Source organism: Streptomyces sp. Wb2n-11, assembly GCF_001049855.1.
GTDB classification, from domain to species: Bacteria; Actinomycetota; Actinomycetes; order Streptomycetales; family Streptomycetaceae; genus Streptomyces; species Streptomyces altiplanensis.
On the sequence record NZ_CVPB01000001.1, the window covers coordinates 993119 to 1008185 of the forward strand.

A 15067-nucleotide genomic window follows, 5' to 3' on the forward strand; every position below is an offset into this window, starting at 1 on the left:
ATGGCGACAACAGACATCTCCACACCCGTCCCCTACCGGGAGGTGGCGGACGCCAACGGGCGCGTGTACCGGCTCGGCGAGACCGACATCGACATCATGGGGCGCAAGCGCAAGTGGATGGTCATCCTGCCGTGGGTCGGCATGATGGGCATCAGCTCGGCGGAGTACGCGTTCGCGTCCGCCGAGGAGACACTGCACATCGCGCACAGCTGGAACAGCCTGCACATCTTCTGGATGCTCGGCGTCTGGGTGTTCTTCCAGGCCGCCGTGGCGTTCCCGGCGGGCAAGCTCAGGGAGAGCGGCAGGCTGCCGGCCCGCTGGGCGATGATGCTGGGGGCACTCGGCACGCTGCTGGGGTACCTCTCGCTCGCGTTCGCGCCGCATGTGATCGTCGCCTACGTCGGGTTCGGCATGTTCAGCGGCATGGGCGCCGGAATGGTGTACGCGACCTGCGTCAACATGGTCGGCAAGTGGTATCCGGAGCGCAAGGGCGGCAAGACCGGGTTCGTGAACGGCGGTTTCGCCTACGGTTCGGTGCCGTTCGTGTTCATCTTCAACCAGTACATGGACCTGACGAACTTCCGCTGGGTGCTCGTCTCGGTGGGGGTGTTCCTGGCCGCCACGGTCGCGGTGGCCGGTCACTTCTTCAGGGACCCGCCGAAGAACTGGTGGCCGGCCGAGGTGGACCCGCTGCGTCCGCCGGACGACCCCCGGGCCCGGCGCGCGATGGCCATGAACCCGCCGGCCGTGAAGCAGTACACGCCCAAGGAGGCCTGGCAGACCGGCCGGGTGGCACTGATGTGGTTCTGCCTGCTGTGCACCTCGGGCGTGAACATCTTCGGTATCGCCTTCCAGGTGGAGATCGGTGAGGAGGCCGGCTTCGCGGGCGGCATCGTCTCCATCGCCATGTCGCTGAAGGCGATCGTCAACGGCACCGGGCGCGGGGTGATCGGCTGGCTGTCGGACCGTTACGGGCGCAAGCGGTGCCTGATCTTCGTCTGCATCGTGCTGGGGCTGTCGCAGTACGGGATCCTGTGGGCGGCGAACACCGAGAGCCTTCCGCTGTTCCTGCTCTTCTCCTCGGTCTCCGGCTTCGGCGGCGGTGCGATCTTCCCGATGTTCGCGGCGATGACCGCCGACTACTTCGGTGAGAACAACAACGCCTCCAACTACGGCCTGGTCTACAGCTCGAAGCTGGTGTCGGGTCTGCTCGGGTCCGGTATGGGGGCCGTGGTCGTCGCCAACTGGGGGCACGGCGGGGCGTTCACGCTGGCGGGGTCGATCTCGTTGTTCGCGGCGTTCATCGCGCTGTTCCTGTCGCAGCCGGGACGCCCCCGGAGCAAGGGCGTCACGGCCAATCCGAGGCCGATCAGCCGGGACGCGGACTGACGGAGGACGGCAGGAGTGCGGGGCCCGGAATCCTCCCGGGCCCCGCACTCCTGCCGTGCCGTGGGTGTCAGTCGCCGCAGCGGCCCTCGCGGAGCGAGTGCAGGTGCGCGCTGGACTTGCGGGCGAAGGCGAAGGACTCGGCGGGGTTGTCGTGCTCGGCCTGCCAGTGGTGGTACGTGCGGCCGCGACGGGAGCGCCCGGTGACCGCCGACAGGAACTTCCTGTAGTCGATGTCGCCGTCGCCGACGTCGGTCATGCGGTAGCCGTCGCGGACGGTGTCGTCCTTGATGCCGTCCTTGACGTGGAACAGCGGGTAGCGCTCGGGCTGGTCGAGGACGTACTTCAGCGGGTCGAAGGGAGCGGGGGTGCCGTCCGCCCTCTTGCCGAAGCGGAACTGGCCGGCGTACGCCCAGTAGATGTCCATCTCCAGGTAGACGAGGTCGGGGTCGGTCTCGGCGAGCAGGACGTCGTAGAGGCGGACGCCCGGCTTGTCGGTGGCGAAGGAGAACTCCTCGGCGTGGTTGTGCTGGTAGAACTTCATGCCGCGCTCGCGGGCCGCCGCGCCGTAGGTGTTGAAGTCCTCGGCGGCGCGCTTCCAGCCGTCGACGGTGGAGCCGTAGCGGAACGGGCCGGACGCGGTGCCGATGTGCTTGAGGCCGAGGGCCTGGGCGTCGTCCATGACCTGGGTGAGGCTGGTCGCGAAGGAGTACGCCTTGGGGTCGGACGAGTAGTAGTTGACGTGGCTGCCGATGGGGTCGAGGCCGTGGTCCCCGGCCAGCCGCCTGAGCTGGGCGAGGGTGATGGCGCCCGCGGACCCCTGGGTGTACCCGGCGAGTTCGATCTCGTCGTAGCCGTACTTCTCCAGTTCGGCGAAGACGGGGGCGAAGCCGAGGGTGGAGACCTTGTCGCGGAGGCTGTAGAGCTGGATGCCGAGGCGGCCGGGCGGCAGGACGGGGCGGCCCTTGCCGTGCCCCTTGCCATGGGCCTTGCCCCGGTCCTCGCCGCGGTCCTTGCTGTCGGCGGCGGCCGGGCCGATGCCGAGGAGGGCTGCCGCGGTGGCGCCCGCCGCGACGCCGAGGACGTTGCGGCGGCTGAGTCGGTGGGCGAGTTCGGGGTCGTGCGGAGTGCGGCTCATGGGTCTCACGGTGGAACTCCCTTGGTCAGTGCAGTCCGGCGAGCTGAAGGAGCAGGGCTTTCACATCGGTGGCCGCGACGCGGCCCTCGACGGCGCGGGGGGTGGAGCACAGGATGAGCGGACCGTCCTCGTCGCGCTCGGGCAGGCGGCCGTGGCTGCCGCGGACGGGTGAGGGGTCGAGGGGTACGACCGCCATGCGGTAGCGCATGCCGAGTTTCTTGCGGGCGAGGGCCTTGGCCGCCTTGACGCGTACGTACGGGTCCTGGGGGTCCATGAAGAGCTCGACGGGGTCGTAGCCGGGTTTGCGGTGGATCTCGACGAGCTGGGCGAAGTCGGGTGCCTTCGCGTCGTCGAGCCAGTAGTAGTACGTGAACCAGGCGTCGGGTTCGGCCACGGCGATCAGTTCGCCGGAGCGCGGGTGGTCGAGGCCGTGCGCCTTCTTGCCCTCGTCGTCGAGGAGTTCACCGATCCCGTCGACGCCCTCGAGGACTTCGCGCACGGCTGTCATGTCCTCGGGCCTGCGTACGTAGACGTGCGCGAGCTGGTGGTCGGCGACGGCGAAGGCGCGGGAGGTCATGGGGTCGAGGTACTCCATGCCGTCCTGGGTGTGAACCTCGACGAGGCCGGCGCGGCGCAGGGCCCGGTTGATGTCGACGGGGCGGCTGACGCGGGTGATGCCGTACTCGGAGAGGGCGACGACCGTGCGGCCCTCGGCCTTCGCGTCGGCGAGCAGGGGCGCCAGGGCCGTGTCCAGGTCGGTGGCCGCCCGGTGGGAGCGGGGGTCGTCGGGGCCGTACCGCTGGAGGTCGTAGTCGAGGTGGGGGAGGTAGCAGAGCGCCAGGTCGGTGGGGCGGGTGCGGAGGATGTGGCGGGTGGCGTCGATGATCCACCGGGAGGAGACGATGTCTGCGCCCGGACCCCAGAAGTGGAAGAGGGGGAACGTGCCGAACTCGTCGGTCAGTTCGTCGTGGAGCGCGGGGGGTCTGGTGTAGCAGTCGGGTTCCTTGCGGCCGTCGGCGTAGTAGACGGGGCGCGGGGTGACGGTGATGTCGGTGTCGGCGCCCATCGCGTACCACCAGCAGATGTTGGCGACGGTGTAGCCGGGGTGGACGCGGCGGGCGGCGTCCCAGATCTTGTCGCCTTCGACCAGTCCGTTGTGCTGGCGCCAGAGGAGGACCTCGCCGAGGTCGCGGAAGTACCAGCCGTTGCCGACGATGCCGTGCTCGGCGGGGAGGGTGCCGGTGAGGAAGGTGGACTGGGCGGCGCAGGTGACGGCGGGGAGGACGGTGCCGAGGGCCGCCCCGGAACCGGACTGCCCGAGCGCCTTGAGGTGCGGCATGCGGTCGAGGAGCCGGGGGGTGAGGCCGACGACGTCCAGGACCAGGAGCGGGGTGGGCTTCCGGGCGGGAGCGGGGCTCATGGCAGCTCCTTGAGGCCGAGGCCGGCCAACAGGTCGCGGGCGAGGGTCAGTTCGGCGGCGATGCCGTCGGCCAGCTGGGTGCGGGTGCGGGGGCGCAGCTCGGGCGGGAGCGCCTGCCAGGTGTACGTCTCCACCTCCAGGTGGCGGGTGAGCGGTTCCGGGCCGCCGACGAGATGGGTGAGCGCGTCCTGGAGTACGGGGAGGGTGGAGGTGAGCGGCGGGGCGGGCGGGGCGTGCAGGGGTACGTGGAAGTGGGCGCGCCAGGGGGCGCCGTCGGGGAGGGCACCGCCGGTGAGGGCCTCGTCGAGGTCGTCGGTGCCGCGCGGGCCGGCGGTGGTGCGGGTGCGGGTCTGGTGCAGGAAACGGGGTTCGGCGAAGGCGGCGAGGGCTTCGCGCACTTCGGGGAGGTGGGGTTCCTCGGCGTGCAGGGCGGCGGAGAGCTGCGCCTTGGGAATGGTGACGCCGGCGGCGGTGAGCGCGCCGAGGGCGGTCGCCGGGTCCTCGAAGGAGGTGGCGAGGTGGCAGGTGTCGACGCAGACGCCGATGCGCGGGGCGGCCAGGTCGGTGAGCGGGCCGATGGCGTCGGCGGTGGTCTCGACGGTGCAGCCGGGTTCCGGTTCGAGGCCGATGCGGAGGGACTTGCCCGTCAGCTCCTCCAGGGCGTCGAGGCGCTCGGCGAGGGTGGTGAGGGCTGCGCGGGCGGCCTGGGCGCCGGCCGCGTCGAAGGGGGTGCGCCAGGCGATCGGGAGAGTGGAGACGGTGCCTTCGGTGACGTCGTCGGGCAGGAGGGCGGCGAGCAGGCGGGCGAGGTCGGTGGTGTGGGCGAGGCGCTCGGGGTCGGTCCAGTCCGGCTTGTAGACGCGGTACTTGACTTCTCCGGCGCCGAACCCCTCGTACGGGAAGCCGTTGAGGGTGACGACTTCCAGGCCGCGCCGGTCCAGTTCGGCGCGCAGGCCGCGCAGGGCCGCCGGGTCGGTGGTCAGGGCGCGCGCGGCGTCCTTCGCGAGCCACAGGCCGATGCCGAGGCGGTCGCGGCCGAGGCGCCTGCGGACGGGTTCGCAGTGGTCGCGGAGCTGGGCGAGTACGCCGTCGAGGGTCTCGGCGGGGTGGACGTTGGTGCAGTACGCGAGGTGGACGGTGGAGCCGTCCGGGTGGCGGAAGCGCATCGTTCACTCCCCGCCGCGGAGGATGGAGTTGCCTTCGTGGAGAGGTGCGGGGGCGCCGGGCACGTCGAGCTGGAGGCGGCCGCTGAGACCGTAGAAGGCGACCGGGTTGCGCCACAGGACCTGGTCCACGTCGTCCTCGCCGAAACCCGCGGCAAGCAGGGCGTCACCGACCCGGCGGGTCTTGAGGGGGTCGCTCTTCCCCCAGTCCGCGGCGGAGTTCACCAGCACCTTCTCCGTGCCGTACTCCCTGATCACCGCGACCATGCGCTCCTCGTCCATCTTGGTGTCGGGGTAGACGGAGAAGCCGAGCCAGCAGCCGCTGTCGGCGGCGGCCTTCACGGTCGTCTCGTTGAGGTGGTCGAGGAGGACACGGTCCGGGGGGAGGTCCGATTCGCGGATGACGTCGACGGTGCGGTGCAGACCGGCGAGCTTGTCGCGGTGCGGGGTGTGGACGAGGGCGGGCAGCCCGTGGCCGGCGGCCAGCTGGAGCTGGGCGGCCAGGGCGGTGTCCTCGGCGGGGGTCATCGAGTCGTAGCCGATCTCGCCGACCGCGACGACCCCGTCCTTGACGAGGTAACGGGGGAGCGCGTCGAGGACGGGGACGCAGCGGGGGTCGTTCGCCTCCTTGGGGTTCAGGGCGATCGTGCAGTGGTGGGCGATGCCGTACTGGGAGGCGCGGAAGGGTTCCCAGCCGAGGAGCGCGTCGAAGTAGTCGAAGAAGCTGGCCGGCGAGGTACGGGGCTGGCCGAGCCAGAAGGACGGCTCGACCACGGCGCGCACCCCGGCGGCGTACATCGCCTCGTAGTCGTCGGTGGTGCGGGAGGTCATGTGGATGTGGGGGTCGAAGATGCGCATCAGGACTCCTGGGTGGGGGCGGCCGTAAGAGCCAGGACGCGGTCCAGGCCCTCCGGAACCGGGCGGCCGGCGGCGGTGCGCTCGGCGGCGTAGTCACGGAGCATCCGGGCCAGTTCGGCATCGCCGGCGGCCCGGCCGGCCAGGTCCGCGACGGCGCCGACGGGGACGCCGGTGAACAGGCACTTGAGGACGGCGTGCCGCCAGGCGTGCTGATCGAGATGAGCGGCGGCGTACCCGCCGACCGCGGCGGCGACCAGACGCGTGTCGTTCGTCCGCAGCGCGTCCTCGACCAGCGGGAGCGCGGAACCGGCGGGCACGTCGCTCAGGTGCGGCAGCGCGAGCAGGACCGCGCGGCGCTCGGCCGCGGTGCCGTGGGTGTAGAGCCGGGTGGCGGTGGCGTGGTCGGCCCGCACGGCGTGCAGGAGGAGGACACGGGCGGCGTCGGCCAGGTCCTGGGCGCCCGGGCCGGGCGGGCCGGCCTGGGCCGGGTGGCAGTGGCGGCCTGCTTCGGCGAAGCGGGTCTCCCAGGTGGGAAGGGACCACGGGGGGCGGTCCGCCGGTCCGGGCGACCCGGCTTCCGCCTCGGCCTCCGCCTCCGCTTCGGCCAGGGCCTCGTGCAGCCAGGCGCGGTCCGCGCCGGCGAGTCGTTCTTCGAGTGCGGCCTGGAGGGCGGCGGGCGGTGCGCCGTCGGTCAGCCCGGTCAGCCCGGTCAGCCCGGTCAGCATCGTGCGCCTCCTGTCGGGAGGGCCTGTCCGGTGGGCAGTGCCGCGCGGAGGAAGTCGAGGGAGCGTGCGGCCAGGTCGGGGCCGGCGTGCGAGTGGCGGGGCAGTTCGACGACCGTCAGGCCCTGGTAGCCGATGGCCGCGAGTGCCTCCAGGACGGGTGGGAAGTCGATCTCGCCCTCGCCGAACGGCAGGTGCTCGTGCACGCCGCGCCGCATGTCCTCGATCTGCACGTGCCGCAGCCAGGGCGCGGCCTCGCGTACGCAGTCGGCGGGTGGGGACGGTTCCAGGCACTGGCAGTGCCCGATGTCGAGGGTCAGGCCGAGGGGGGACGGGTCGCCGAGGGCGCGGCGCAGGTGGTGGAAGTCGGTGAGGGTGGCGAGGAGGTGCCCGGGTTCGGGCTCGACGGCGAGCGGTACGCCGGCGGTGGCGGCGGCGTCGATGACGGGGGCGAGCGACTCCGTCAGCCGCTGCCAGGCGGTGCCGGGCGGGGTGTCCGCCGGGGTGACGCCGCTGAAGCAGTGCACGGCGTGGGCGCCCAGGTCGGCGGCGACGCGTACCGCCGTGAGGAGCAGCCCGGTGCGGGCGGCACGGCCTTCGGGGTCCGGGTCGAGCAGGGACGGGCCGTGCTTGCGGCGCGGGTCGAGGACGTACCGCGCACCGGTCTCGACGGTCACGCCCAGGCCCAGGCGCGACAGTCTGCGGGCGACCTGGCCGGTGCGGGCGGCGAGTCCGGGGGCGAGGGGATCGAGGTGCATGTGGTCGAGGGTCAGGCCGACCCCGTCGTAGCCGAGGCCGGCGAGGAGGGCGAGGGCGTCGTCCAGGCGGAGGTCGGTGAGGCCGTTGGTGCCGTAACCGAAGCGGACGGGGGCGGGAGTCGGGGTGGAGGTGGGGGCGGGAGTGGGGCTCATGTGGGGCTCACCTTTCGCGACAGCTTCCGGGCGACGGGTACGAGCCCCATGAGCGCCGCCCCTGCCCCGGCCCCGGCCGCGCCACTGCGGGCCGCGAGCGCCGCCTGCAGCGGGATCATGGCCCGGATCCCACCGCCCACGGCGCGCTGGGTGAGGGGCGGGGAGGGGTTGAGCGCGGCGTGGAGGAGGGGCTTGGCCGCGGTGCGGAAGTAGGCGGCGGCCGCGAGGGCGGCGGGGCTCGCCAGGCGGGTGGCGAGGCGTACCGCTCCGTGGCGGGAGGCGGCGGCGTGCGCGTACGGGGCGCGGCTCGTGGCGCCGGGGCGTTCGCGGGCGGCCAGGGCGGCCAGTACGGCGGTCGCCGCGAGGGCGGCGAGCGGCGCGGCCGTCGAGCCGCCCCGCGTCTCGCGGCGCGAGACCGCCGTGACGGCGTAGGTGTGCGCGCCGAGCATCGCGGCGGCGGTCAGGGTGTCCCGCGCACCGAAGTCGCGGGCCGCGCCCCCCGCGGGACCGGGGCGTGCCCGGCGGAGCCCGCTCCCCGCACCGGGGCTCCGCACCGGGCCCCGGCCCGCGGGCTCCCCCGGAGCCTCGGGAGCAGGGGAGGGCCCCCCTCGACGGGCCGGGTTTCCCGGGCGCGGCCCGAACCGGGCCGCGCCGCGAGAACCGGTCCCCGCCGGACCGGGCCCGTTCGCCCGCGTGGCCGTCGCGCCGAGGAGCAGGTCCAGGGCCCGGGCCGTCGCCATCGCGGCGGGGGCCGCCGGAGTGTGCTTCAGGCGCAGGTCGTACGCCCAGACCGTGGCGGCCAGCGGGACGGCCACCCCCAGGGCCGGCCGCCCCGCCCCGGCCGCCAGGGCGAGGCCCGCCGCCGTCAGCGCGCACGACGCCGCCAGGGCGGCCCGGGGGGTGACCCGGCCCGAGGGGATCGGGCGGTGCGGGCGGTCCACCGCGTCCTCGGCCCGGTCCGCCCAGTCGTTCAGGGCCATGCCCGCCTCGTACAGGCACACCGAGGCCCCGACGGCCAGCGCGGTCCCCCGGTTGGGGCGCGCCCCGGCGGACGCCGCGCCCGCCACCGCGTCGCCCACCACGGTGAACAGCGCCGATACGCGCAGGAGTTCAGCCCACGCAGTGCTGCGCGTGGGTGTCATCGGGCCTCCCGCAGGCGGGTCCCGAAGGCCAGGAGCGCCTCGTACTGCTCCCCCAGCGCCGCCGGGCCGCCGTCCGGGTCCTTGAAGTAGAAGCCCAGCTCCGGCAGGGGGCCCGAGATGCCCGCCTCGTGGGCGCGGGCCAGCAGCCGGGCCAGGTCCAGGACCAGGGGCGCCGCGAGCGCCGAGTCGCACCCCTGCCACGTCGTCTGGAGCGTCATCCGTGATCCCAGGAACCCCTCGAAGGCGATGTGGTCCCAGGCCGTCTTCCAGTCGCCGAGCGCCGGTACGTCATCGATGTGGACCTCGCCCTGGGGAAGCGTGCCGAGGGTGTCGGTCAGGACGCGGTTCTTGCCCGCGTTCTTGGCCGCGGCCGCGGCCGGGTCGGCCAGCGCTGCTCCGTCCCCGCCGCCGAGCAGGTTCGTGCCGGACCATGCCCGTACGGACAGGGCGCGCTGCGTGAACATCGGGGCGAGTACGGAACGGAGCAGCGTCTGGCCCGTCTTGCCGTCGCGTCCCGCGTGGGGAAGGCCACTGGCCGCGACGGCGCCTCGGAGGGCTTCGGCGCGCAGCCCGGTGGAGGGGGTGAAGTTGACGTACGGGCAGCCGGCCCGCAGTGCCGCCGCCGCGTAGAGGGAGCTCGGCGGAAGCGTGTGGTCCGCGGGGACGGGTTCGGTGGAGGCGACGTTGACGACGACGAGCCGGTCGAGCCGCCGCCGGTGCGCGAAGTCGAGCAGGTCCGCGGCGAACGCGGCGATGAGCTCCTCGTCGCCGCGCGTGTCGCCCGGCAGCGGGCCGCCGGTCCGGATCTCCCGTTCCGCCGCGGCCAGTTCGCTGCGTACGGCCGAGGCCAGACCGTGCGGCAGGACGCCGCCCGCCTCCAGTTCCTCGGCCCGCTTGGGCAGGGGGCAGCTCGCCGTGTCGTGCCCGCCGAAGACGAGGGAGGAGAGCGGCGGAAGGCCGCTCCCGGCGAACGGCGGGGTCTCGGTGACCATGCCGTCCGCCGCGTGGAGCCCCGCGGTGAGCGCCGCGCAGCCCGCGACGGCGGTCGTGGCGACGGAACCTCGTGCTCCGACGAACCACACTCCGGTCCGTGCCGTGTGCGCCGTTGTGCCTTCGGATGGGGTGGTCACGGGCTGCCTCCCTGCCAGAGCGGTGAAGAGATGCGGAAGTACACGCGTGCCAGGGGGTGACGGGCGGGGGCTCGGCGTGCTCCCGCCCGCCACCGGTCCTGGCGGTCGTGCCGGTCCAGGAGCTAGGAGCCGTCTGCCGCCGGCAGCTCCTTGACCTTGATGTTGCGGAACGAGACGTCGTCGCCGGCACCGTGGTTCTGGATGCCGACGTGTCCCTGGGCCAGGCTCCGCGCGGGGTCGGTGTTGGTGAAGTCGTTGATCTTCGCTCCGTTGAGGAAGACGCGCAGCCGTTCTCCCTCGACCCTGATCTCGTAGGTGTTCCACTCCCCCGGCGGGTTGAGCGCGGCGTCCCGTGCGGCGGTGTTCGCCGCCTTGAAGCCGTACACGGACCCGGTGGTCCGGTCCGGGGCGTCCGACGCGTCGATCTGGATCTCGTACCCCTTGTCGACGGCCGACCACGGGTCGTCGGAGGCCGGGAAGCCCACGAAGATCCCGGAGTTGTCGTCACCGGTCATCTTCCAGTCGAGCTTCAGGGAGTAGGACGAGAGTTCCTTGGCCTGGTACCAGAGCAGACCCATGCCGCCGACGGAGTTCAGCGTGCGGTCGTCCTTGATCTCGAAGGAGCCGGGACCCGCCTGCTTCCACCCTTCGGAGGTCTCGCCGTTGAAGATCGGCCGGTAGCCCTTGGAGGGCTTGCAGTCGGCCTTGGCGATTCCGGCGGCGTAGAGCATTCCGCCCAGCAGGTGCTTGCGGAAGGCCGGTTCGGCGTACGACTCCTTGGTGTGGCCGCCGCCGGTGTAGAAGGAGCGTCCGCCCTCGTACGGCTGGCACCAGGCGATCGGGTGGTCGCCCTTCATGGTGCCGCCGGTGTAGGTGGTCTCGTCGAGGGTGGCCAGGACGCGGGCCTGCTCACGCGGGTTGGTGCGGTAGTTGTACCACTCGTCGGTGCGCTGCCAGCTGCTGTCCAGGTGCGCGGTGGCGGGGTGGTCGTGGTCCTCGACGCGCACGGTCGCCTTCTGGATCTGCGGGTGCGAGTGGAAGTGCGCGCCGACGAGTCCGCCGTAGAACTTCCAGTCGTACTCGGTGTCGGCGGCGGCGTGGATGCCCAGGTAGCCGCCGCCGTCGGCGACGTACTGCTCGAAGACCGTCTGCTGGTTGGCGTTCAGCACGTCACCGGTCGTCGAGAGGAAGGCGACCGCGTCGTAGCGGGCGAGGTTCTCGGGGGTGAACTGCTTCGCCTCCTCGGTGGCGTCCACGGCGAGGCCGCGCTGCGCGCCGAGCTCCTCGAGGGCCGTGATGCCCGCCCCGATGGAGTCGTGGCGGAAGCCGGCGGTCTTGGAGAAGACGAGGACCCGCTTCTTGGGTGTGGCGTCGCCCTTCGCCGTGGAGAAGGTGAAGTCGTCGATGTCGTAGAGGGCTCCGGCGCCGCCCTTGAAGACGAGGTAGAGGGTGGTGGTCCCGGCCGGGGGCCGCTTGATGGTGGTGGTGACGTCCTGGAAGGTCTCCCAGCCGCCGGTCACCGGCACGACGGTCGATCCGACGAGCTTGCCGTCGGGCGATCCGGTGCGGACTTCGAGCGTGCCGCCCGCGCCGCCGGACGAGATCCGCGCGGTGAGGGAGGTGGCGTCGCCGATCCGGTACGGCTCGAAGGCGATCCAGTCGCCGTTCTCGATGTCGCCGACGGTCTTGCCGCCGTGTGCGGGCGTCTTGTTGAAGACGGTGACGCCCGAAGACTTCGAGAAGTGCTCGGCCTGGCGGTGCTTGGGCTGGGTGACGGCCTGGTCGTGGGTGGTCAGCGGCGCCTGGCCGCCGGCGCCCTTGTCCGTGTACTCCGCGTCGAACGCGCCGAAGATGTTGGCGTTCGGGTCGTGCTCGCCGTCGGCGATCGTCTTGATGGTCCCGGTGCAGCCGAACGCCTCGGTGATCTTGTGGCCGTGGCTGTCGTGACCGAGGAAGTGCGACACCTTGACCTTCGAGCAGTCGATCGCGCCGTCCTCCGCGTCGGTGACCTTCACCCTGAACGGCACCTCGTCGCCGAAGGTGAAGAGCTGGCCGTCACCGGGCAGTTCGAGGGTCACCTTGGGCGCGGTGTTCCCCACGACGACCTGCACGCTCGCCGATCCGGTCCGCCCCGTGGCGTCCTTGGCGGTGACGGTCGCGGTGTACGTGCCGTTCTTCTTGTAAGTGTACGTGGGGTTGGCCGACGTCGACGTACCGCCGTCGCCGAACGCCCAGGAGTACTTCAGGGCGTCGCCGTCGGAGTCCGTCGTCCCGGCCGACGAGAACCTCACGCGCAGCGGGGCCTGGCCCGACGTCTTGTCCGCCGCGGCTTCCGCGACCGGCGAGTGGCCGCCGGTGGCGTTCTCGATGCGGTAGAGGCCGGAGTGCTCGTCGCCGCCGAACCAGGCGGTGCCGTAGTCGAGGACGTAGAGCGCTCCGTCGGGGCCGAAGGCCGAGTCCATGACCTGGGTGCCGGTCCACGGGACGGGGTTGATGGACTGCACGGCGCCGTCGGCGTCCTGCTCGATGCGCTTGATCCAGCGCCGGCCGAACTCGGTCGCGAAGAAGTCGCCGTCGTACGCCTCGGGGAACTTCACCGGGGAGTCGAGGTCCTTGTCGTACCGGTAGACGGGGCCGCCCATCGGGGACTCGGACCCGGTGCCGAACTCGGGGACCGATCCGCCGTCGTACGGGATCCATGCCTCCTGGGCGGGCGGCAGGTCGGTCAGGCCGGTGTTGTGCGGCGAGGTGTTCTTGAGCGCGGCGCAGTCGAACTTCGCTCCGGACTCCTTGGTCGCGAAGTCGTAGTCGACGTAGGCCTCGTTCTTGCCGGTGCAGAAGGGCCAGCCGAAGTTTCCGGGCTGGGTGACGCGGGCGAACTCGACCTGTCCCGCCGGGCCGCGCTCGGGGTCGGCGGCGCCGGCGTCGGGGCCGTAGTCACCGACGTACAGCACGCCGGTGGCCTTGTCGACGCTGAAGCGGAAGGGGTTGCGGAAGCCCATGGCGTAGATCTCGGGGCGCGTCCTGTCGGTGCCGGGAGCGAAGAGGTTTCCTTCGGGAACCGTGTACGAGCCGTCCTCGTTCACCTTGATGCGGAGGATCTTCCCGCGCAGGTCGTTCGTGTTGCCCGAGGTCCGGCGCGCGTCGTACGCCGGGTTGCGGCCCGGGCGTTCGTCGATGGGGGTGAAGCCGTCGGAGGCGAAGGGGTTGGAGTCGTCGCCGGTCGACAGGTAGAGGTTGCCCTGCGCGTCGAAGTCGATGTCGCCGCCGACGTGGCAGCAGATGCCACGGGTGGCGGGTACGTCGAGGATCTTCTTCTCGCTGGCGTTGTCGAGGGTGCCGTCGGCCTTGAGTACGAAGCGTGAGAGCCGGTTGACGCCGTCGAACTTCGCGAAGTCGGCGGCGGTGCCCTCGTTGGGCGCGTCACCCGCCGGGGTGGCCATCGGGGGCGCGTAGTAGAGGTAGATCTGCCGGTTCTGGCTGAACCCCGGGTCGATGCCGATGCCCTGGAGGCCCTCTTCGTCGTGCGAGTAGACCGGGATCGTGCCGACGACGCGGGTGTTGCCCGCGCTGTCGGTCATCCGCAGCTCGCCGTCGCGCGAGGTGTGCAGCACGCTGCGGTCGGGAAGCACCGCGAGCGACATGGGTTCGCCCGTCTCGGGCTCGCCCTTGGCGAGGGTGACCTGCTGGAAGTCCTCGGCGGCGGACGGGGCGGCGCCGCTGCCCGGTGCGGGCATCTCGGCGGCGGTGGCGGTGAGGGTCAGTGAGGTGGCGACCAGGAGGCCGCCGGTGAGGAGTGCGAGGGTCTTTCGGGCCGATCCGGCTCTGAGCCGTTTCCTGTGCACGAGTGTCCTCCGGGAGTGGGCCGGGCGGTGCTCGTCCTGCACCACGCCGGGCGGGGAAGCTCTCTGTAGCGGGAAGTGGAACCGGAGTGCGCCGTCACGCCGGACCCATTTATGTCCTGTACACCTCAGGGACGGTAACCCCGTTCGTCCGGAACGGAAAGGCCTTGCGCAGCAGGTAAGTTGAACTTTCTCCCGCCGCAGGACAAAGCCGCATCCGGGCAGCCGGAACCCGCCCTCGGGCGCCGGAGGGGCTGGAGGGTGCCGCGACCCGGCGATCTCAGCCCCTGCGGTGCCCGAGGAGCGGGGCCCGGGGCAGCGCCCCGTGCGTGAAACCTAGTCGCCGCCCCCGAACGCGGCGTCGAACGAGGCCGACGGCGGGTCGAAGTCGTAGCGCTTCAGCGTGGCGAGCGCTTCCGGGGCGCCGGTGAGGCGGTCCATGCCGGCGTCTTCCCACTCCACCGAGACCGGTCCCTCGTAACCGATCGAGCGCAGCATCCGGAAGACGTCCTCCCACGGGACGTCGCCGTGTCCGGCGGAGACGAAGTCCCAGCCGCGGCGCGGGTCGCCCCAGGGCAGGTGGGAGCCGAGGCGGCCGTTGCGGCCGTCGAGGCGTTTGCGGGCCTCCTTGCAGTCCACGTGGTAGATCCGGTCGCGGAAGTCGTAGAGGAAGCCGACCGGGTCCAGGTCCTGCCACACGAAGTGGCTCGGGTCGAAGTTCAGCCCGAAGGCCGGCCGGTGCCCGACCGCCTCCAATGCCCGCTTCGTCGTCCAGTAGTCGTACGCGATTTCGCTGGGGTGCACCTCGTGGGCGAAGCGCACCCCCTCCGCGTCGAAGACGTCCAGGACCGGGTCCCAGCGCTCGGCGAAGTCCTCGTACCCCCGCTCGATCATGTGCGGCGGCACCGGCGGGAACATCGCCACCAGATGCCAGATCGACGATCCGGTGAAACCGACGACCGTACGGACCCCGAAGGCCGCCGCGGCGCGCGCGGTGTCGGCCATCTCCGCCGCGGCCCGCTGCCGCACTCCCTCGGGTTCGCCGTCGCCCCAGATCCGCGCCGGCAGGATCGCCCGGTGGCGCTCGTCGATGGGCGCGTCGCAGACCGCCTGGCCCACCAGGTGGTTGGAGACGGCCCAGCACTTGAGCCCGTACTTGTCCAGCAGGGCGTGACGCCCGTCGAGGTAGCCGGGCTCGTTCAGGGCCCTGTCGACCTCGAAGTGGTCGCCCCAGCAGGCGAGTTCGAGGCCCTCGTAACCGAAGTCGCGGGCGAGCCTGCAGACCTCTTCCAGGGGCAGGTCGGCCCACTGGCCGGTGAAGAGCGTGAAGGGACGTGGCATACGGGGACGACCTC

At 72.2% G+C, this 15067-nt stretch carries 11 protein-coding genes; 1 reads left to right on the forward strand and 10 read right to left on the reverse strand.

The features are described 5' to 3' along the window. Entirely contained in the window at nt 1-1389 is a 1389-nt protein-coding gene (locus BN1555_RS04310) for an OFA family MFS transporter (protein WP_093797995.1), read from the forward strand. Nucleotides 1390-1456: 67 nt separating this feature from the next. Here the strand turns inward: BN1555_RS04310 and BN1555_RS04315 are convergent, their stop codons facing one another. The 10 genes from BN1555_RS04315 to BN1555_RS04360 all read right to left on the reverse strand — a co-directional run bounded on the left by BN1555_RS04315 (nt 1457) and on the right by BN1555_RS04360 (nt 15053). After that, the gene (locus BN1555_RS04315) at nt 1457-2524 is read right to left on the reverse strand and encodes a sugar phosphate isomerase/epimerase family protein (RefSeq protein WP_093797997.1); all 1068 of its coding nucleotides are present in this window, start codon (nt 2522-2524) and stop codon (nt 1457-1459) included. A gap of 25 nt (nt 2525-2549) precedes the next feature. Next, entirely contained in the window at nt 2550-3944 is a 1395-nt protein-coding gene (locus BN1555_RS04320) for an alkaline phosphatase family protein (protein WP_093797999.1), read from the reverse strand. After that, nucleotides 3941-5110: a metabolite traffic protein EboE gene (eboE, locus tag BN1555_RS04325; RefSeq protein ID WP_093798001.1), complete on the reverse strand. Its 1170-nt coding sequence runs from the start codon at nt 5108-5110 to the stop codon at nt 3941-3943. Before eboE ends, BN1555_RS04320 begins: the two co-directional genes overlap by 4 nt. A 3-nt stretch (nt 5111-5113) precedes the next feature. Continuing rightward, nucleotides 5114-5965, reverse strand: a complete 852-nt coding sequence (locus BN1555_RS04330) for a TatD family hydrolase (protein ID WP_093798003.1) — start codon at nt 5963-5965, stop codon at nt 5114-5116. Continuing rightward, the gene (locus BN1555_RS04335; protein WP_093798005.1) at nt 5965-6690 is read right to left on the reverse strand and encodes an EboA domain-containing protein; all 726 of its coding nucleotides are present in this window, start codon (nt 6688-6690) and stop codon (nt 5965-5967) included. Before BN1555_RS04335 ends, BN1555_RS04330 begins: the two co-directional genes overlap by 1 nt. After that, a complete protein-coding gene (locus tag BN1555_RS04340; protein ID WP_093798007.1) occupies nt 6684-7598 on the reverse strand; it encodes a sugar phosphate isomerase/epimerase family protein in 915 nt (304 codons plus the stop codon). The genes BN1555_RS04335 and BN1555_RS04340 overlap by 7 nt, the downstream gene beginning before the upstream one ends. After that, complete coding sequence (locus BN1555_RS04345) at nt 7595-8740, reverse strand: SCO3242 family prenyltransferase (RefSeq protein ID WP_093798009.1); 1146 nt, start codon at nt 8738-8740, stop codon at nt 7595-7597. The genes BN1555_RS04340 and BN1555_RS04345 overlap by 4 nt, the downstream gene beginning before the upstream one ends. Next, nucleotides 8737-9870, reverse strand: a complete 1134-nt coding sequence (locus BN1555_RS04350; protein ID WP_093798011.1) for an inositol-3-phosphate synthase — start codon at nt 9868-9870, stop codon at nt 8737-8739. The genes BN1555_RS04345 and BN1555_RS04350 overlap by 4 nt, the downstream gene beginning before the upstream one ends. Nucleotides 9871-9992: 122 nt before the next feature. Beyond that, complete coding sequence (locus tag BN1555_RS04355) at nt 9993-13715, reverse strand: ThuA domain-containing protein (protein WP_093798013.1); 3723 nt, start codon at nt 13713-13715, stop codon at nt 9993-9995. Between the two features lie 333 nt (nt 13716-14048). Further along, nucleotides 14049-15053, reverse strand: a complete 1005-nt coding sequence (locus tag BN1555_RS04360; RefSeq protein WP_093798015.1) for a sugar phosphate isomerase/epimerase family protein — start codon at nt 15051-15053, stop codon at nt 14049-14051. Between the last annotated feature and the right edge of the window lie 14 nt (nt 15054-15067).

Coding starts and splice junctions, on each gene's coding strand:
- BN1555_RS04310 (WP_093797995.1), top strand. CDS start 1: ATGGCGACAACAGACATCTCCACACCCGTCCCCTACCGGGAGGTGGCG.
- BN1555_RS04315 (WP_093797997.1), bottom strand. CDS start 2,524: ATGAGCCGCACTCCGCACGACCCCGAACTCGCCCACCGACTCAGCCGC.
- BN1555_RS04320 (WP_093797999.1), bottom strand. CDS start 3,944: ATGAGCCCCGCTCCCGCCCGGAAGCCCACCCCGCTCCTGGTCCTGGAC.
- eboE (WP_093798001.1), bottom strand. CDS start 5,110: ATGCGCTTCCGCCACCCGGACGGCTCCACCGTCCACCTCGCGTACTGC.
- BN1555_RS04330 (WP_093798003.1), bottom strand. CDS start 5,965: ATGCGCATCTTCGACCCCCACATCCACATGACCTCCCGCACCACCGAC.
- BN1555_RS04335 (WP_093798005.1), bottom strand. CDS start 6,690: ATGCTGACCGGGCTGACCGGGCTGACCGGGCTGACCGACGGCGCACCG.
- BN1555_RS04340 (WP_093798007.1), bottom strand. CDS start 7,598: ATGAGCCCCACTCCCGCCCCCACCTCCACCCCGACTCCCGCCCCCGTC.
- BN1555_RS04345 (WP_093798009.1), bottom strand. CDS start 8,740: ATGACACCCACGCGCAGCACTGCGTGGGCTGAACTCCTGCGCGTATCG.
- BN1555_RS04360 (WP_093798015.1), bottom strand. CDS start 15,053: ATGCCACGTCCCTTCACGCTCTTCACCGGCCAGTGGGCCGACCTGCCC.